At 69.3% G+C, this 15,540-nt stretch carries 17 protein-coding genes, 1 tRNA gene, 1 pseudogene and 1 riboswitch; of the genes and pseudogenes, 12 read left to right on the forward strand and 7 right to left on the reverse strand.

What is annotated here, in order from left to right:
• Positions 1 to 217: 217 nt before the first annotated feature.
• Positions 218 to 730 carry a hypothetical protein gene (locus ACWGKQ_RS20010; protein ID WP_453293260.1) on the forward strand — a complete coding sequence of 171 codons (513 nt, stop codon included), beginning with the start codon at positions 218 to 220 and terminating at the stop codon, positions 728 to 730.
• 3 nt (positions 731 to 733) lie between these two features.
• Here ACWGKQ_RS20010 and ACWGKQ_RS20015 read toward each other — a convergent pair whose 3' ends face one another.
• Positions 734 to 1,192 (reverse strand): type II toxin-antitoxin system PemK/MazF family toxin, encoded by a 459-nt coding sequence (locus tag ACWGKQ_RS20015; RefSeq protein ID WP_453293261.1) that lies wholly within the window; start codon positions 1,190 to 1,192, stop codon positions 734 to 736.
• A gap of 237 nt (positions 1,193 to 1,429) precedes the next feature.
• On the opposite strand from ACWGKQ_RS20015, the gene ACWGKQ_RS20020 reads away from it, so the two are divergent.
• The gene (locus ACWGKQ_RS20020) at positions 1,430 to 2,182 is read left to right on the forward strand and encodes an MBL fold metallo-hydrolase (RefSeq protein WP_453293262.1); all 753 of its coding nucleotides are present in this window, start codon (positions 1,430 to 1,432) and stop codon (positions 2,180 to 2,182) included.
• A gap of 77 nt (positions 2,183 to 2,259) precedes the next feature.
• Here ACWGKQ_RS20020 and ACWGKQ_RS20025 read toward each other — a convergent pair whose 3' ends face one another.
• Complete coding sequence (locus ACWGKQ_RS20025; protein ID WP_453293263.1) at positions 2,260 to 3,510, reverse strand: PTS transporter subunit EIIC; 1,251 nt, start codon at positions 3,508 to 3,510, stop codon at positions 2,260 to 2,262.
• 132 nt (positions 3,511 to 3,642) lie between these two features.
• Complete coding sequence (locus ACWGKQ_RS20030) at positions 3,643 to 4,941, reverse strand: PTS transporter subunit EIIC (RefSeq protein WP_453293264.1); 1,299 nt, start codon at positions 4,939 to 4,941, stop codon at positions 3,643 to 3,645.
• 201 nt (positions 4,942 to 5,142) lie between these two features.
• Here ACWGKQ_RS20030 and ACWGKQ_RS20035 point away from each other — a divergent pair, with 201 nt between their 5' ends.
• The 4 genes from ACWGKQ_RS20035 (at position 5,143) to rdgB (ending at position 7,395) form a co-directional block, all read left to right on the forward strand.
• Positions 5,143 to 5,376, forward strand: a complete 234-nt coding sequence (locus ACWGKQ_RS20035) for a glucose PTS transporter subunit EIIB (RefSeq protein ID WP_453293265.1) — start codon at positions 5,143 to 5,145, stop codon at positions 5,374 to 5,376.
• 86 nt (positions 5,377 to 5,462) lie between these two features.
• The gene (rph, locus tag ACWGKQ_RS20040) at positions 5,463 to 6,200 is read left to right on the forward strand and encodes a ribonuclease PH (RefSeq protein WP_453293266.1); all 738 of its coding nucleotides are present in this window, start codon (positions 5,463 to 5,465) and stop codon (positions 6,198 to 6,200) included.
• Positions 6,201 to 6,348: 148 nt separating this feature from the next.
• Positions 6,349 to 6,756, forward strand: a complete 408-nt coding sequence (locus ACWGKQ_RS20045) for a hypothetical protein (RefSeq protein ID WP_453293267.1) — start codon at positions 6,349 to 6,351, stop codon at positions 6,754 to 6,756.
• Between the two features lie 33 nt (positions 6,757 to 6,789).
• Positions 6,790 to 7,395 (forward strand): RdgB/HAM1 family non-canonical purine NTP pyrophosphatase, encoded by a 606-nt coding sequence (gene rdgB, locus ACWGKQ_RS20050; protein ID WP_453293268.1) that lies wholly within the window; start codon positions 6,790 to 6,792, stop codon positions 7,393 to 7,395.
• A gap of 45 nt (positions 7,396 to 7,440) precedes the next feature.
• Here the strand turns inward: rdgB and ACWGKQ_RS20055 are convergent.
• The 3 genes and pseudogenes from ACWGKQ_RS20055 to bcp form a co-directional block, all read right to left on the reverse strand.
• Positions 7,441 to 7,515: transfer RNA gene (locus ACWGKQ_RS20055), tRNA-Leu, on the reverse strand.
• A 9-nt stretch (positions 7,516 to 7,524) separates the two neighbouring features.
• Positions 7,525 to 8,055, reverse strand: a pseudogene (locus tag ACWGKQ_RS20060) (HNH endonuclease).
• A gap of 87 nt (positions 8,056 to 8,142) precedes the next feature.
• Positions 8,143 to 8,610, reverse strand: coding sequence for a thioredoxin-dependent thiol peroxidase (gene bcp / locus ACWGKQ_RS20065; RefSeq protein ID WP_453293269.1), 468 nt, complete (start codon positions 8,608 to 8,610; stop codon positions 8,143 to 8,145).
• Between the two features lie 96 nt (positions 8,611 to 8,706).
• On the opposite strand from bcp, the gene ACWGKQ_RS20070 reads away from it, so the two are divergent.
• From ACWGKQ_RS20070 to ACWGKQ_RS20080, 3 genes are all read left to right on the forward strand, one after another.
• Positions 8,707 to 9,039 carry a DUF3618 domain-containing protein gene (locus ACWGKQ_RS20070; protein ID WP_351490942.1) on the forward strand — a complete coding sequence of 111 codons (333 nt, stop codon included), beginning with the start codon at positions 8,707 to 8,709 and terminating at the stop codon, positions 9,037 to 9,039.
• A 24-nt stretch (positions 9,040 to 9,063) separates the two neighbouring features.
• Entirely contained in the window at positions 9,064 to 9,420 is a 357-nt protein-coding gene (locus ACWGKQ_RS20075) for a GroES family chaperonin (RefSeq protein ID WP_046730549.1), read from the forward strand.
• Positions 9,421 to 9,473: 53 nt separating this feature from the next.
• Positions 9,474 to 9,547: riboswitch (guanidine-III (ykkC-III) riboswitch) on the forward strand.
• Between the two features lie 34 nt (positions 9,548 to 9,581).
• Complete coding sequence (locus tag ACWGKQ_RS20080; protein WP_453293270.1) at positions 9,582 to 9,902, forward strand: DMT family transporter; 321 nt, start codon at positions 9,582 to 9,584, stop codon at positions 9,900 to 9,902.
• Here ACWGKQ_RS20080 and ACWGKQ_RS20085 read toward each other — a convergent pair.
• The gene (locus ACWGKQ_RS20085) at positions 9,896 to 12,655 is read right to left on the reverse strand and encodes a transglycosylase domain-containing protein (protein WP_453293271.1); all 2,760 of its coding nucleotides are present in this window, start codon (positions 12,653 to 12,655) and stop codon (positions 9,896 to 9,898) included. The genes ACWGKQ_RS20080 and ACWGKQ_RS20085 overlap by 7 nt on opposite strands.
• Before the next feature lie 221 nt (positions 12,656 to 12,876).
• On the opposite strand from ACWGKQ_RS20085, the gene ACWGKQ_RS20090 reads away from it, so the two are divergent.
• The 3 genes from ACWGKQ_RS20090 to ACWGKQ_RS20100 are packed head-to-tail and all read left to right on the forward strand — an operon-like array spanning position 12,877 to position 15,518.
• Positions 12,877 to 13,662, forward strand: coding sequence for an ABC transporter permease (locus ACWGKQ_RS20090; RefSeq protein ID WP_453293272.1), 786 nt, complete (start codon positions 12,877 to 12,879; stop codon positions 13,660 to 13,662).
• A 43-nt stretch (positions 13,663 to 13,705) separates the two neighbouring features.
• Complete coding sequence (locus ACWGKQ_RS20095) at positions 13,706 to 14,470, forward strand: ABC transporter permease (protein WP_453293371.1); 765 nt, start codon at positions 13,706 to 13,708, stop codon at positions 14,468 to 14,470.
• 31 nt (positions 14,471 to 14,501) lie between these two features.
• Complete coding sequence (locus tag ACWGKQ_RS20100; RefSeq protein WP_453293273.1) at positions 14,502 to 15,518, forward strand: ABC transporter ATP-binding protein; 1,017 nt, start codon at positions 14,502 to 14,504, stop codon at positions 15,516 to 15,518.
• Positions 15,519 to 15,540 lie beyond the last annotated feature (22 nt).

Below are 15,540 nucleotides of genomic sequence, written 5' to 3' on the forward strand. Positions count from 1 at the left end.
CGGGCTCGACCGTCACCCTGAAGTTCAGCGGTGTCGAGGACTCCTCGCTCCAGACCAGCTTCGTCGTCGACGACACCGCCGTCACGACCGGCTGAGCCCGCCCGTGAACTGACCGGATCCCGCACCCGGAAGCCGTCCGGGTGCGGGATCCGTACGAGAGGGGGATACGTCATATCGGCACCAAGGGTCCGTACCCCGACGGAAAGGCGGACACCTCATGCGCCGTAGGACGTTCCACCGCGCGGCTCTCGCCGCGGCGAGCCTGCTCCTGCTGGCGGGCTGCGGCTCGCAGAGCGGGGGCGGCGACAAGGGCAGCGGTGCGGTGTCCCCGAAACCGACACCCACCCCGACCGCGACCGCGACCTCGACACCCACCCCCTCCGCCAGTGGCTCCTCCGCCGGCTGCACGCCCCTGACCTCGGAACTCACCACCGCCGACAGCGGCCGTACCTTCTGCCTGGCCCAGGACGGCACCTTCCGGGTCACCCTGACCGGCTCCGAGCAGCGCCCCTGGAAGAAGATCACCGCGGGCGGCGACACGGCCGCCCTGAAGCCCATGAACTACGGGATCATGCTGCGCGGCGGCGACGCCGGAGCCGCCTACCAGGCGGCCGCCGCGGGGACCGTGACGCTCTCCGCCACCCGCCCGCTGTGCGCCGAGCCCACCGGCTCCGGCCAGGTCTCCTGCAAGGGCGTCCAGGAGTGGCAGGTCACCGTACGGGTGAACTGACCGTCAGCCGGCCAGGTGCCGGACCTGGTCCCACAGCACCGGGTCGACCACGCCCACCCGGCGCCGGAACTCCCACACCTCGATCTCGCGCAGCTCGTCCGTCTCCAGGAAGCTCGGCCGGCCCTGGGCGTCCCCGACCGAGCCGGGCGGCAGCGGGATCACCCCGGCGCGCTCGTCGTGGTACTTGCTGGTGATCTTCGCGACCGTCGCCCGGTTGCCGCGCACGGCCAGCACCAGGCAGGGCCGGTCCTTGGCGCCGGGACCGTCCTCGTAGGGCACGTTGGCCCACCAGATGTCCCCCGGGTGCGGCCGTCCGGCCGGCCCGCGGGTCCCGCGCGGATACCCCGGCGGGCGGGTGCGGTGCCCGCGCGGCCGGTGGCCCCTGCCCCAGCCGTCGACGAGCGTGGCGACCAGCGCCAGCAGGACGACTGCCGCGAGCGCGAGCCACCATGACGTGTCCATACGACGACGTTACCGGCGCGAGATAATCGACGCGCGCCCTTACGCGATCCTCATACGCCCCCGGTCCAGCCGAACCGGTGACACCACAGGTGAGTTCGCCCACAACGGCCCCTGGCGGAGGAGCGACCGGCTCTTTTGCGCCTTACGCTCGACAAACCGCACGACCCCCGTCATGCCCTTTTTCCCGACTCCAGTTCCCAGCGCATCTGGGTTTCCGCCAACGGAGGTTTCTGCTTCATGAAGCTCACCGTCGTCGGCTGCTCGGGGTCGTTCCCGTCCGCGGAATCGGCCTGTTCGAGCTACCTCGTAGAGGCCGACGGCTTCCGGCTGCTCCTCGACATGGGCAACGGCGCCCTGGGCGAGTTGCAGCGTCACTGCGGTCTCTACGACCTCGACGCGATCTTCCTGAGCCATCTGCACGCCGACCACTGCATCGACATGTGCGCCTACTTCGTGGCGCGCTACTACCGCCACGACGGCGGCCCGTGCCCCCCGCTCCCGGTCTACGGCCCCGAGGGCACCGAGCACCGCCTGACCACGGCCTACGCCGACACCCCCACCGCCTCCTCGATGAGCGAGGTCTTCGACTTCCACACGGTCAAGCCGTCCACGTTCGACGTCGGCCCCTTCACGGTCCACACCGAGCGGGTCCGCCATCCCGTGGAGGCGTACGGCATCCGCGTCGAGCATGCCGGGAAGTCCCTGACGTACTCGGGCGACACCGGTGTCACCCCGGTGCTGGAGGACCTGGCCCGGGACACCGACCTGTTCCTGTGCGAGGCCGCCTTCACGCACGGCAAGGAGAACATCCCGGACCTGCACCTCAACGGCCGCGAGGCCGGCGAGACCGCGGCCCGGGCCGGCGCCCGCCGCCTGGTCCTCACCCACATCCCGCCGTGGACCGACCCCGCCGTCAACCTCGCCGACGCCCGCGAGGTCTTCGACGGCCCGGTGGATCTCGCGGCACCGCGGGCGACGTACGAGATCTGACGCACGTACGGAGTTCAGGACCGTACGACGAGAAGGCCCCCGCCGTGGCGGGGGCCTTCGTCATGTGTGCTGCGGACTCACGCCTTCGTGAGGTCCTCGACCTCCTCCTCGGGCTCGCGGCCCGGGGTGGGGAGGTTGTACTTGAGGATGGCGAAGCGGAAGACGAAGTAGTAGATCGCTCCGAACACCAGGCCGATCGGGATGATCAGCCAGGGCTTGGTCGCCAGGTTCCAGTTCAGGGCGTAGTCGATGAACCCGGCGGAGAAGTTGAAGCCGTCGTGGACTCCGAGGCCCCAGGTGACCGCCATGGACACGGCGGTCAGCACCGCGTGGATGACGTAGAGGAGCGGGGCGATGAACATGAAGGAGAACTCGATCGGCTCGGTCACGCCGGTCACGAAGGACGTCAGCGCGAGCGAGAGCATCATGCCCGTGACGGCCTTGCGGCGCTCCGGGCGGGCGGTGTGCGCCATGGCCAGTGCGGCGGCGGGCAGACCGAACATCATGATCGGGAAGAAGCCGGACATGAACATTCCGGCGGTGGGGTCACCGTGCAGGAAGCGGTTGTAGTCACCGGTGAAGACCTGGCCCGCGGAGTCCTTGAACTCGCCGAGCTGGAACCACGCCACCGTGTTCACGAACTGGTGCATGCCGATCGGGATGAGCGCGCGGTTGATGCCACCGAACAGGGCGGCACCGAACGCGCCCAGGCCGGTCATCCACTCGCCGAAGTTCGTGATCGCGTCGCCGATCGGCTCCCAGACGAGCCCGAAGAAGACGCCGACCGCCGTGCCGACGAAGGCCATGATGATCGGGACGAGCCGGCGGCCGTTGAAGAAGCCGAGCCAGTCCACGAGCTTCTTGCGGTGGTACCGCTGCCACAGGACCGCCGACAGCAGGCCCATGACGATGCCGCCGAGGACACCGGGGTTGTTGTAGGTCGCGGCTATGTCCGCACCCTTGGTGATCTTGGCGTCGGTCACCGGGAAGGACTCCAGGACCTTGCTGTACACCAGAAAGCCCACCAGCGCCGCGAGGGCGGTCGAACCGTCGGACTTCTTCGCGAAGCCGATGGCGACGCCCACGCAGAAGAGCAAGGGAAGGCTGCCCGTGATGGCGCCGCCGGCGTTCGCGAAGACCGAGGCGACCTTGTCCCAGCCGAGGCCGTCGGTCCCGAAGACGTCCGGCTGACCGAGCCGGACCATCAGGCCGGCCGCCGGCAGCACGGCGATCGGGAGCTGGAGACTGCGGCCGACCTTCTGCAGACCCTGGAACAGACCGGATCCCCACTTCTTTGTGGGGGCCGCCGTCGCGGTGGCGGTTGTCATACGTCCTCCATCGGTGGTGGTCTACACCACTCAGTGGTGTAGACCTGTTGTACACGATGGGGGCGATATAAGGAACCCGTCAATTCCGCAACCGGAGCGCTACGTGCCGTGCACCGCCCGGTGACATGCTGCTCAGGCCTTGGTGACATCCTCCACTTCGTCCTCCGCTTCCCTGCCCGGCGTCCTCAGGTCGAACCGCGTGATGGCGAACCGGAAGATCACGTAGTACACCGCCGCGAAGCACAGGCCGATCGGAATGATCGCCCAAGGCCGGGTCGCCAGCTTCCAGTTGATGACGTAGTCGATCAGCCCCGCCGAGAAACTGAACCCGTCGTGCACCCCCAGCCCCCAGGTCACCGCCATCGACACCCCCGTCAGCACCGCGTGCACCGCGTACAGCAGCGGCGCGATGAAGAGGAACGAGTACTCGAGCGGCTCGGTGATGCCGGTCACGAACGACGTCAGCGCCACCGACAGCATCAGACCGCCGATCTCCTTGCGCCGGTGCGGCTTGGCACAGTGCGTCATGGCGAGCGCGGCGGCCGGCAGCGCGAACATCATGATCGGGAAGAACCCCGACGTGAACTGACCCGCGTGCGGATCACCCGCCAGGAACATGTTGATGTCACCGTGCACCGTCTTCCCGTCGGGTGTGGTGTAACTGCCGAACTGGAACCAGATGGGCACGTTCAGGAACTGGTGCAGCCCGACCACCAGCAACGCCCGGTTCGCGAGCCCGAACACCCCCGCACCCCACGCCCCCGCGTCCCGCAGCCAGTGGCTGAAGCTCTCCAGACCGCTGCCGATCGGCGGCCAGACCCACAGGCACAGCGCGGCGAACACGATGGCCACGAACGACATGATGATCGGCACCAGCCGCCGCCCGTTGAAGAACCCCAGCCAGTCCACCAGCCGCGTCCGGTGGTACCGGGCCCAGAAGAAGGCGGACAGCAGCCCCAGCGCGATCCCCCCGAAGACCCCCGGATTCTGGAACGTGAACGTCGACACCGTCCCGTCGCGCACCTGGCACCCGATCTCGGGCAACGTCTTCGAGCCCCCGGGACAGTCCTCCGGGAACTGGTGCAGCACCCCGTAGTAGACGAGGAAGCCCGCCACCGCCGCCAGCGCCGTCGAACCGTCCGCCTTCTTCGCCATGCCGATCGCGACCCCGACGCAGAACAGCAGCGGCAGCCCGACCGACCCGTCCAGCAGCGCGCCGCCCGCCCCCTTCATCACCTTGGAGGCCGCCGTCCAGTCCAGCCCCTGGTCGCCGAACACGTCGGGCTGGCCCAGCCGGTTGAGGATCCCCGCCGCCGGCAGCACCGCGATCGGCAGCTGAAGACTGCGGCCCATCTTCTGGAGCCCCTGGAACAGCACATGCCACCGCTCCCGCGCGGGACCGGCCGTACTGTCGGCGCTCTCGGCACTCATGGGCGCGTCCTCCCGGCCGCTCGGCTGTACCGCGGGGTCGTCGCGAGGGTTTGTCGACCGGCCGCCAGCTGGTGTAGACCAGTCGGCAGACGGTTCCGCCGCGGTGCTCGCCATCATTCGGCACCCGCGGTACGGCCGCTCGCAAAGATGGGCCAACTGTGGGTTACTGCGACAAAGCGGTTCGGATCAGGGAGAAGGAACATGGCCAGCAAGGCTGAGAAGATCGTCGCCGGCCTCGGCGGAATCGAGAACATCGAGGAGATCGAAGGCTGCATCACCCGGCTGCGCACCGAGGTGAACGACCCCGGCCTCGTCGACGACGCCGCCCTGAAGGCCGCCGGCGCCCACGGCGTCGTCAAGATGGGCACCGCCATCCAGGTCGTCATCGGCACCGACGCCGACCCGATCGCCGCGGAGATCGAAGACATGATGTGAGCCCACGCGCTCACCCGGCCTCACCGGCAAGGGGCTCCTCCCTCCTGGGCGGAGCCCCTTGCGCCGCTCCCGATAGGCTCGTCGCCATGTCTCGAATCGACGGCCGCACCCCCGAACAACTCCGCCCGGTCACCATCGAACGCGGCTGGAGCAAGCACGCCGAGGGCTCCGTCCTCGTCTCCTTCGGCGACACCAAGGTCTTCTGCACCGCCTCCGTCACCGAAGGCGTCCCCCGCTGGCGCAAGGGCAGCGGCGAGGGCTGGGTCACCGCGGAGTACTCCATGCTCCCCCGCGCCACCAACACCCGCGGCGACCGCGAGTCCGTCAAGGGCAAGATCGGCGGCCGCACCCACGAGATCTCCCGCCTCATCGGCCGCTCCCTGCGCGCCGTCATCGACTACAAGGCCCTCGGCGAGAACACCGTCGTCCTCGACTGCGACGTCCTCCAGGCCGACGGCGGCACCCGCACCGCCGCCATCACCGGCGCCTACGTGGCCCTCGCCGACGCCGTCACCTGGGCGAAGGAACGCAAGCTCGTCAAGGCCGGCCGCCAGCCCCTGACCGGCACCGTCTCGGCCGTCTCGGTCGGCATCGTGGGCGGCGTGCCGCTCCTCGACCTCTGCTACGAAGAAGACGTCAGGGCCGAGACCGACATGAACGTCGTCTGCACCGGCGACGGCCGCTTCGTCGAGGTCCAGGGCACCGCCGAGGCCGAACCCTTCGCCCGCGACGAACTCAACGCCCTGCTCGACCTCGCGGTCGCCGGCTGCACCGACCTCGCCACGATCCAGCAGGCCGCGCTCGAAGAGACCCTCAAGAAGTAGAAGAGCCCCTCAAGAAGTAAAGGGAAGGGAAAAAGCAGAGGTACGGCAGGGCAACCCCGGCGGCCGACCCAGCGTCCCTATGGGTACGGGCGCACGGTACGAACAACCGTGCGCCCGGCCAGCCGTACAACGGGGAGGGAACACCACCATGGCCGCCAGCCGACGCCGAGGACGCCGTCGCGTCACCGCCATCGCCGCCGTAGCCGCGACCACCGCACTCACCGCCGCCCTGCTGGCCGGCTGCGACTCGGTCGACACGGCAATGGACTGCGTCCGCACCGCCGACTCCATCGCCGACAGCGTCACCGCCCTCCAGCAGGCCGTGGAGAACGCCGCGAACGACCCCACCCGGACCGACGCCTCCCTCGACTCGATCCAGCAGAACCTGAAGAAGATCGGCGACAAGACCGACGACGCCGACGTCAACAAGGCCGTCGACCACCTTCAGCAGGCCGTGGACAACGTCCGCACGGCCGTCAGGAACGGCGACTCCACCCCCGACGTCACCCCGGTCACCGACGCGGCCGGCGAACTGACGAAGGTCTGCACGCCGTAAGCGGAAGGCGCGGCGGTTGCCATACTCACTGTCATGACGACCCGCCTGATCCTCGCCACCCGCAACGCCGGCAAAATCACCGAACTCCGCGCCATCCTCGCCGAGGCGGGCCTGCCCCACGACCTGGTCGGCGCCGAGGAGTACCCCGACATCCCCGACGTCAAGGAAACCGGCGTCACCTTCGCCGAGAACGCCCTCCTCAAGGCCCACGCCCTCGCCCAGGCCACCGGCCTCCCGGCGGTCGCCGACGACTCCGGCCTCTGCGTGGACGTCCTCAACGGCGCCCCGGGCATCTTCTCCGCCCGCTGGGCAGGCAGCCACGGCGACGACAAGGCCAACCTGGACCTGTTGCTGGCCCAGCTCTCGGACATCGCCGACGAGCACCGGGGCGCCCACTTCGCCTGCGCGGCGGCCCTCGCCCTGCCTGACGGCACGGAGCGCGTGGTCGAGGGCCAACTGCGGGGCGTGCTCCGCCACACCCCGTCCGGCACCAACGGCTTCGGCTACGACCCGATCCTCCAGCCGGAGGGGGAGGTGCGGACCTGCGCCGAGCTGAGCCCCGAGGAGAAGAACACGATCAGCCACCGGGGGAAGGCGTTCCGGGCGCTGGTGCCGGTGGTGCGGGAGCTGTTGGGCTGAGGAATGGAGGAGCGCGGCGCCCCCTGGGGAGCCGCGCCCTGCAAGTGGGGCCGACGAGACTCGAACTCGCACTGTCCACTACCTAAAAGTGGTGCCTCCTGCCAGTTGGGCTACGGCCCCGCGTACACCTTACTGGTACTCGGCGAGCGATTGCCGATTGCCTGCCCTGCACCAGGTACTGGTGATCGCGTGGCAGTTGGGGCACAGCAACCGCAAGTTCTGCTGTCGGTCGTCGCTCCAGTTCCCGTTAATGTGGTCGATCTCCAGTGTCATGGGCTTCCCGAGCCATTCCGGACCCACACCGCACTCGGCGCACACGTCCGGTACGCCGACCTTCCGAAGGGCTCGGCGTAACAGCGCGGTCCTGGTGCCGCGCGTGCCGTCGTGCTTGACCAGGATGTCCTTCGGACGCCTGGCCTTGTCTGGCCGAGCCTTTCCCCGTTGATGCGCCTACCCCAGGAAATGCGCGGTCGACAGTCCCTCTTCGGTGATCCACTGCCGCAGCAGCGCACGCTGTGTGCCGGTGTCCGGCCGCCGCAACAGGCGCAGCGTCCCTGCGATGGAAACCGACTCGGCCACAGCCGTGCGCAACTCTTCGGCCCCGGGCCGTCGCTGTCCGCCTGCACGTTCGCAGCTCGTACGGAGTAACGAACCGTTTATCGGACAGTCACGCCCGGAAGCCGGAAAAGGGAAAACGGCTCACGCCGGGTCATCCCGGTGTGAGCCGTCAGTGGCGGAATGGGTTGCTCAGATGCCCAGATCCTTGATGATCTTGGCCACGTGGCCGGTGGCGCGGACGTTGTAGAGGGCGCGTTCCACCTTGCCCTCCTCGTCGACGATGACCGTGGAGCGGATGACGCCCAGGTAGGTCCTGCCGTAGTTCATCTTCTCGCCGAAGGCGCCGTAGGCGTCCAGGACCTTCTTGTCGGGGTCGGCGAGGAGTGTGACCTTGAGGTTCTCCTTCTCGCGGAACTTGCCGAGTTTCTCCGGGGCGTCGGGGGAGATGCCGAGGACGTCGTAGCCGGCGTCGGCCAGGAGGGAGAGGTTGTCCGTGAAGTCGCAGGCCTGCTTCGTGCAGCCCGGGGTGAGGGCGGCGGGGTAGAAGTAGACGATGACCTTGCGGCCCTTGTGGGCGGAGAGGGACACCTCGTTGCCGTCGGCGTCGGGGAGGGTGAAGTCGGGGGCTACGTCCCCGGGCTGGAGTCGCTCGCTCATCGGTCTAGCGTAACGGGGGGTCCTGGCATGGCGGCGGTGGCGAGAACTGACAGACTGTCCAGAACAGGCAGTACGGCAGACTTCGGAGGGCCTACGGTGGCGGAGACGTCGGACACCAGAACCCCGGCGCAGATCGAGGCGGACATCAAGCGCCGCCGCGAGGTGCTGGCCGAGACGCTGGACGAGATCGGGGTGCGGGTGCATCCGAAGACCATCGTCGGCGATGCGAAGGCCAAGGTCGCGGCCAACGTCGATCACACGCTCGGGAGGGCCTACGTCCAGGTCAACCGGGTCGTGAGCGATGTGAAGGCCCAGTTCGTGGACGAAGAGGGCGCGCCGCGGCTGGAGCGGGTGGTGCCGGTCGCGCTCGTCGCCGTGGGCGTGGTCGGGCTGCTGGTCTTCAGCGGTACCCGGCGGCGCAAGAGCTGACCAGAGGCAGGTAGGTTCAAAGGCGTGAGCGCCAAGAGAGACGAGCAGAGCAGCCAGCACGACAAGCTGCCGATCCGGATGCTGCACGACCGGGTCCTGGTCAAGCAGGACACCGGGGAGGGCGAGCGACGGTCGGGCGGGGGCATCCTGATTCCCGCCACGGCGGCCGTCGGGCGCCGGCTGGCCTGGGCCGAGGTGGTCGCGGTCGGGCAGAACGTGCGGACGGTGGAGCCCGGGGACCGGGTGCTGTACGACCCGGAGGACCGTGCCGAGGTCGAGGTGCGGGGCGTGGCGTACGTGCTGATGCGGGAGCGCGATCTGCACGCGGTGGCCGCCGACCGCTTCGAGGGCTCGGAGGACTCGACCGGCCTGTATCTCTGATTCAGAGGCTTGGAGGGGCCTGGTGACTGTGGTCACCGGGCCCCTTTGCTGTTTCTTTGCTACCTTCGAAGGAGCCAGCCCGACGAGACGCGCCGTACCGGGACCGTGAAGGCAAAGACGACGCACCCCGTGTTCGGTGAATCGTCTCGGAGGTGTCTGTCATGGCCTGGGTCCTGCTTGCCGTCGCCGGTCTGCTGGAGGTCGGCTGGTCCGTCGGCATGAAGTACACGGACGGGTTCACCCGGCCCGTGCCCAGTCTGCTCACCGGCGGCGGGATCGTCGCCAGCATGCTGCTGCTGTCGTACGCCGCCCGGACCCTGCCCATCGGTACCGCCTACGGCGTGTGGGTGGGGATCGGGGCGGCCGGGGCGGCGGTGTTCGGGATGGTGGTGCTGGGGGAGCCGGCCACCGCCGCCCGGATCTTCTTCGTGTGCCTGCTGCTGGTCGCCGTGGTGGGGCTCAAGGCGACCAGCGGTCACTGAATGAACCCGAATCCGTTTCCGTCGCCCGCTGTCGTGCCGGCGGTGGTGCCGGCGTCGGTGCCCGCGGTGGTCGTACCGGTATTGGTGCCGCCGTCGGTGCCCGCCGTGGTCGTACCGGTATCGGTACCGCCGGTCGTCGTCCCCGCGTCGGTGCCTGAGGTCGTCGTCCCGGACGTGGTGGCGCCGTTGGTGGTGGAGCCGTCCGTCGTGCCGCCGTCGGTGGTGCCGGCGGTGGTGGTGCCGTCCGTGCCGCCGTTGCCGGTGCCGCCGTCCGTGGTGCCGCCGTTGTTCTGGCCCTGGTCGGTGGTGCCGCCGTTGTCCTGGCCGCCGGTGCCCGGGGTGGCCGGGTTCAGGGTGGCCGGGGCCTGGGTCTCCGCGCCGGCCTGGAGGTCCAGGTTGAAGTCGGAGGCCGTGGTGCCCTTCAGGGCGGCCTTGGTGTACTGCGCCCAGATCTCGGTCGGGGCCCCGCCGCCGTTGATGCGGGCGAGGCCGAGCGCGCCGTACAGCGACTTGTGGGCGGCCGTGACCGGATCCTGGCCCATCACGGAGACGACGGTGGCGAGGTCGGGGGTGTAGCCCGCGAACCAGGCGGCGGTGTCCTCCTCGGCGGTGCCGGTCTTGCCGGCGGCCGGGCGGCCCGCGGCCTGGGCGGCGGTGGCGGTGCCGTTGTCGACCACGCTCTGCAGGATGGAGGTGGTGGTGTCGGCGGCCTGCCGGCTGACGGCCTGCTTGGTCGTCGACTCCGGCAGCCTGATGTCCTCCGTGCCGTCCCTGGTGATCTTGTCGACCATCGTGTACGTGCCGTGCCTGCCGTGGTTGGCGAGCGTGGCGTACGCCTCGGCCATGTCCAGGACGCTGGCGGTGGCGGTGCCCAGCGCGATGGACGGGTACGGCTGGAGGTCCTTGGTGTCGGCGGGGATGCCCAGGCCGACGGCGGTCTGCTTGACCTTGGACGGGCCGACGTCGACGGCCATCTGCGCGTACACCGAGTTCACGGAGAGGTCGGTGGCCTTGCGGACGGTGATCTGGCCGTACGACTTCTCGTCCTCGTTCTCCGGCGCGTAGGCGCCGCCGGACCAGCCCTGGACGGTGCGCTTGTTGGTGCCGTCGTAGTAGGTGTTCGGGGTGATGGTCTGGCCGGACTGGGTGGTGGAGCCGTTGTCGACGGCGGAGGCGAAGACGAAGGGCTTGAAGGTGGAGCCGACCTGGAAGTCGCCGCGGGTCGCGCCGTTGGTGTACTGCTTCACGTAGTCGATGCCGCCGTACATGGCGACGACCTTGCCGGTCTTCGGGTCGACGGAGGCGCCGCCGGCCCGCACGTAGTTGTCGACCTTGTTCTTCTTGTCCAGCTGGGAGATCAGCTTGTCGTCGACTGCCTTCACGAAGGCGTTCTGCCGGGACTTCTGCAGCGTGGTGGTGATGCGGTAGCCGCCGGCCTCCAGGGAGTCCGAGTCGACGATCTTGTTCTTGATCAGGTAGTCGTTGACGGCGTTGACGATGTAGCCGCGCTGCCCGGACATGCCGGTGGAGACGGTCTGCTCCTTGGGCATCGGGAACTTCATGCCGGCCCGCTTGGACTCGCTGAGCCAGCCCTTCTTGACCATGCCGTCGAGGACGTAGTTCCAGCGGGCGACGGCCGCGGCCTTGTTCTCGGGGTGGGCGACGACGTCGTACTCGCTCGGCGCGTTGACGAGCGCGGCGAGGTAGGCGGCGCGGGCCGGGTCGAGGTCGGTGGCGTCCTTGCCGTAGTAGGCCTGGGCGGCGGCCTGGATGCCGTAGGCGTTGCGGCCGAAGTAGCTGGTGTTGAGGTAGCCCTCCAGGATCTCGTCCTTGGACTCGCTGCGGTCCAGCTTGATCGCGACGAACACCTCCTTCACCTTGCGGGTGACGGTCTGCTCCTGCGCGAGGTAGTAGTTCTTCACGTACTGCTGGGTGATCGTCGAGCCGGACTGGGTGCCCTTGCCGGTCGCGGTGTTCCAGGCGGCGCGCAGCATCGCCTTGGGGTCGACGGCGGACTCGGTGTAGAAGTCGCGGTCCTCGGCGGCGAGCACGGCGTGCTGGGCGTCCGCGGAGACTTGGGCGAGGGTCACGTTCTCCCGGTTGACCTCGCCGTCGCGGGCGAGCTGGGAGCCGTCGGCGTACAGGTACACGTTGGACTGCTTGGTGGCGAACGCGTTGGCCGCCGGGATCTTGACCATCGAGTAGCCGAGGAAGAACAGGCCGATCAGCAGCAGTGTCCCGAGCACGAAGGTGCCGAGCACCATCCGCCAGGTCGGGATGATCCGCCGCCACCCGGTCCGTTTGGGCCGCTTCATCTTCTTCTCGCCCCCGTTCGTGCGCACGTCGGCCGCGGGCGGTTCCGCCCCGGGCGCCGTGGGCGCGATGGGAGCGGTGGGCGCCGTGACCGGGGTGACCGCCGTGGGCGGTTCTGCCTTCGGCACCCTGACGGCCGCGAGCTGCCGTGTCTGCGTGTCCTGCCTGTCGTGCGCGTCCCGCGCGTCCTGCGTGTCCTGCGTGTCCTGTCTGCTCTCGGCCGCCGCGGGCGGCCGTGCCCTCGGCACCGTGACCGCCGTGAGCTGACGCGTCTGCGTGTCCTGCGGGTCCTGCCTGTCCTCGGCCGCCGCGGGCGGCTCCGGCTGCTTCGCCTCGGCCCCCGGCTGCGGTGGGGTCTTCTTCTCCTCGGCCGCAGTCGGCGGCTCCGTCGGGCCTCCGCCGCCCTGGTTCGGCTGTTGCGGCTGCGGCTCGTCGCTCATGTCGTGCACGGACTCCTGTTTCGCGTCGTACGTTCGTTCCCGTACGACCTCGTACGCTTCTGCGCCCCCTGTTGAAGACTCTCGCACCGTGCGTTCCGTTCCCGGATTCCGGCACGCTTCGGTCACGGAAATTGCGTGGCCTGCGATGTCGTCGGCGCAGTAGGCTCCTGCGCTTCGGTGTCGGACGGTCCGGGAGGTCGGTTGGCGTGGGCGCTGGACGGTTGTACACGGCCGTCGCGGCGGGGGGTTTCCGACGGTACGCGACGTATCGGGCGGCCACCGCGGCCGGGGTGTTCACCAATACGGCCTTCGGGATCATCCTCGTCTACACGTACTTGGCGCTGTGGCACGAGAAACCGCACCTCGGAGGCTATGACCAGGCACAGGCGGTGACCTATGTGTGGCTTGGGCAGTGCCTTTACGCGACCCTCGCGATCCAGGGCGGGGGCATGGAAAAAGACCTGATGGAGCGTATCCGTACGGGTGCGATCGCGATCGACCTGTACCGTCCGGCCGATCTGCAACTGTGGTGGCTGGCGACCGATCTGGGTCGCTCGCTGTTCCAGTTGCTGGGACGGGGCGTGGTCCCCTTCCTGGTCGGCACGGTGTTGTTCCCGATGGCGCTGCCCGCGGACGCCGGCACCTGGGCCGCGTTCCTGGTCGCGCTGCTCCTCGCGATGCTCGTCAGCTTCGGCATCCGCTACCTGGTCGCGCTGAGCGCGTTCTGGCTGATGGACGGGATGGGTGTCAACCAGGTCATGATGATCACGGGCGTGTTCTTCTCGGGCATGACCCTGCCGCTGAACGTCTTCCCGGGCGCCCTCGGCGAGGTGGCGCGCGCCCTGCCCTGGGCGGCGCAGATCCAGATGCCGGCGGACGTGCTGATGGGGGAGACCAGCGTGGCGGGGGCGTTGGCCTTCCAGGCCGCGTGGGCGGTGGCGTTGCTGGCGGCGGGGCGGCTGCTCCAGTCGGCGGCGACGCGGCGGGTGGTGGTGCAGGGTGGGTGAGCGTGCCCTGGCGGGGCTGCGGGCGTACCGGCTGATCGCCGGGATGTGGATCCGTTCCACGATGACCTACCGCACGTCCTTCGCCCTCACGATGGCCGGGAACCTGCTGGTGACCGGGCTGGACTTCGCCACGATCCTGCTGATGTTCTCGCGGGTCGACTCGCTCGGCGGCTGGTCGCTGCCCGAGGTCTGCTTCCTGTACGGCCTGTCGGCGACCGCGTTCGGCGTCGCCGACCTGGTGCTGGGTTCGATGGACGTGCTGGGCACCCGGATCCGCGACGGCTCCTTCGACACGCTGCTGGTCCGGCCGGCCCCGGTGCTCGCGCAGATAGGCGCGGACCACTTCGCGCTGCGCCGCCTGGGCCGGATCACCCAGGGCGCGGTGGTGCTCGGCTGGGCGCTGGTCTCCGCGGGCATCGCCTGGACGCCTGCGAAGGTGCTGCTGATGCCGCTGATGCTGGCCGCCGGCGCGGCGATCTTCTGCGCGCTGTTCGTGGCGGGCGCGGCCTTCCAGTTCCTGGCGCAGGACGCGGCGGAGGTGCAGAACGCGTTCACGTACGGCGGTACGACGCTGCTCCAGTACCCGCCGACGGTGTTCGGGAAGGACTTCGTGCGCGGGGTGACGTTCATGCTGCCGCTGGCCTTCGTCAACTGGGTGCCGGCCGCGTATGTGCTGGGGCGGCCGTATCCGCTGCGGCTGCCGGCGTGGACGGTGTGGTCGCCGCCGCTGGTGGCGGCGGTGTGCTGCGTGCTGGCGGGCCTGGCCTGGCGGGCGGGCCTCAGGTCGTATCGAAGTACGGGCAGCTGATCCGATGACCGGAGTGAGGAGTGCTGATCAGATGTCGGACATGTCCGGCGAATTCGACGGGGCCGACGGGACTGACGGGACCGGCGAGGCGTTCATCGAGGTCGACGGGGTGGAGAAGGTCTTCGAGGTCCGCAAGAAGGCCGGGTTCCTGAAACGGGAGCGCCGGCAGGTGCGGGCGGTCGACTCGCTCTCCTTCACGGTGGCGCGCGGCGAGATGGTCGGTTACATCGGCCCGAACGGCGCCGGGAAGTCGACCACGATCAAGATGCTGACGGGCATCCTGACCCCGAGCGGCGGCCGGCTCCGGGTGGCCGGCATCGACCCGTCCCGCGAGCGCACCCGCCTGGCCCACCGCATCGGCGTGGTCTTCGGCCAGCGCACGACCCTATGGTGGGACCTCCCGCTCATCGACTCCTACCGCCTGATGCACCGCATGTACCGCATCCCGGACGCCCGTTACGCCGAGAACCTGGACCGCCTGGTCGAACTCCTGTCCCTGGAAAGCCTCTTGGACGTCCCGGTACGGCAACTCTCCCTCGGCCAGCGGATGCGCGGCGACATCGTGGCGGCGCTGCTGCACGACCCGGACGTGCTGTACCTGGACGAGCCGACGATCGGCCTGGACGTGATCTCGAAGGCCAGGGTCCGCGACTTCCTCCGCGAACTGAACGCCGAACGCGGCACCACGGTCCTGCTCACCACCCACGACCTCCAGGACATCGAGCAGTTGTGCTCCCGTGTGATGGTGATCGACCACGGGCGGCTGGTGTACGACGGTCCGCTGGCCGGCCTGCACGAGGTGGGGGAGAGCGAACGGACCCTGGTCGTGGACCTGGAGCGGGAGTTGCCGCCGATCGACGCGGGCGGCGCGGCGCGGGTGGTGAAGGTGGAGGGCCCTCGGCAGTGGCTGGCGTTCCCGGCGTCGGAGTCGGCGGCGCCGCTGGTGGCGCGGATAGCGGCGGAGTACCCCCTGCTGGACCTGTCGGTCCGGGAGCCGGACATCGAGACGGTGATCGCGGCGATGTATGCCGAGCAGACGACGGCATAGTCCGCGGCGCCGGGAACTCGTA

This window comes from Streptomyces sp. NPDC054770 (genome assembly GCF_053611985.1).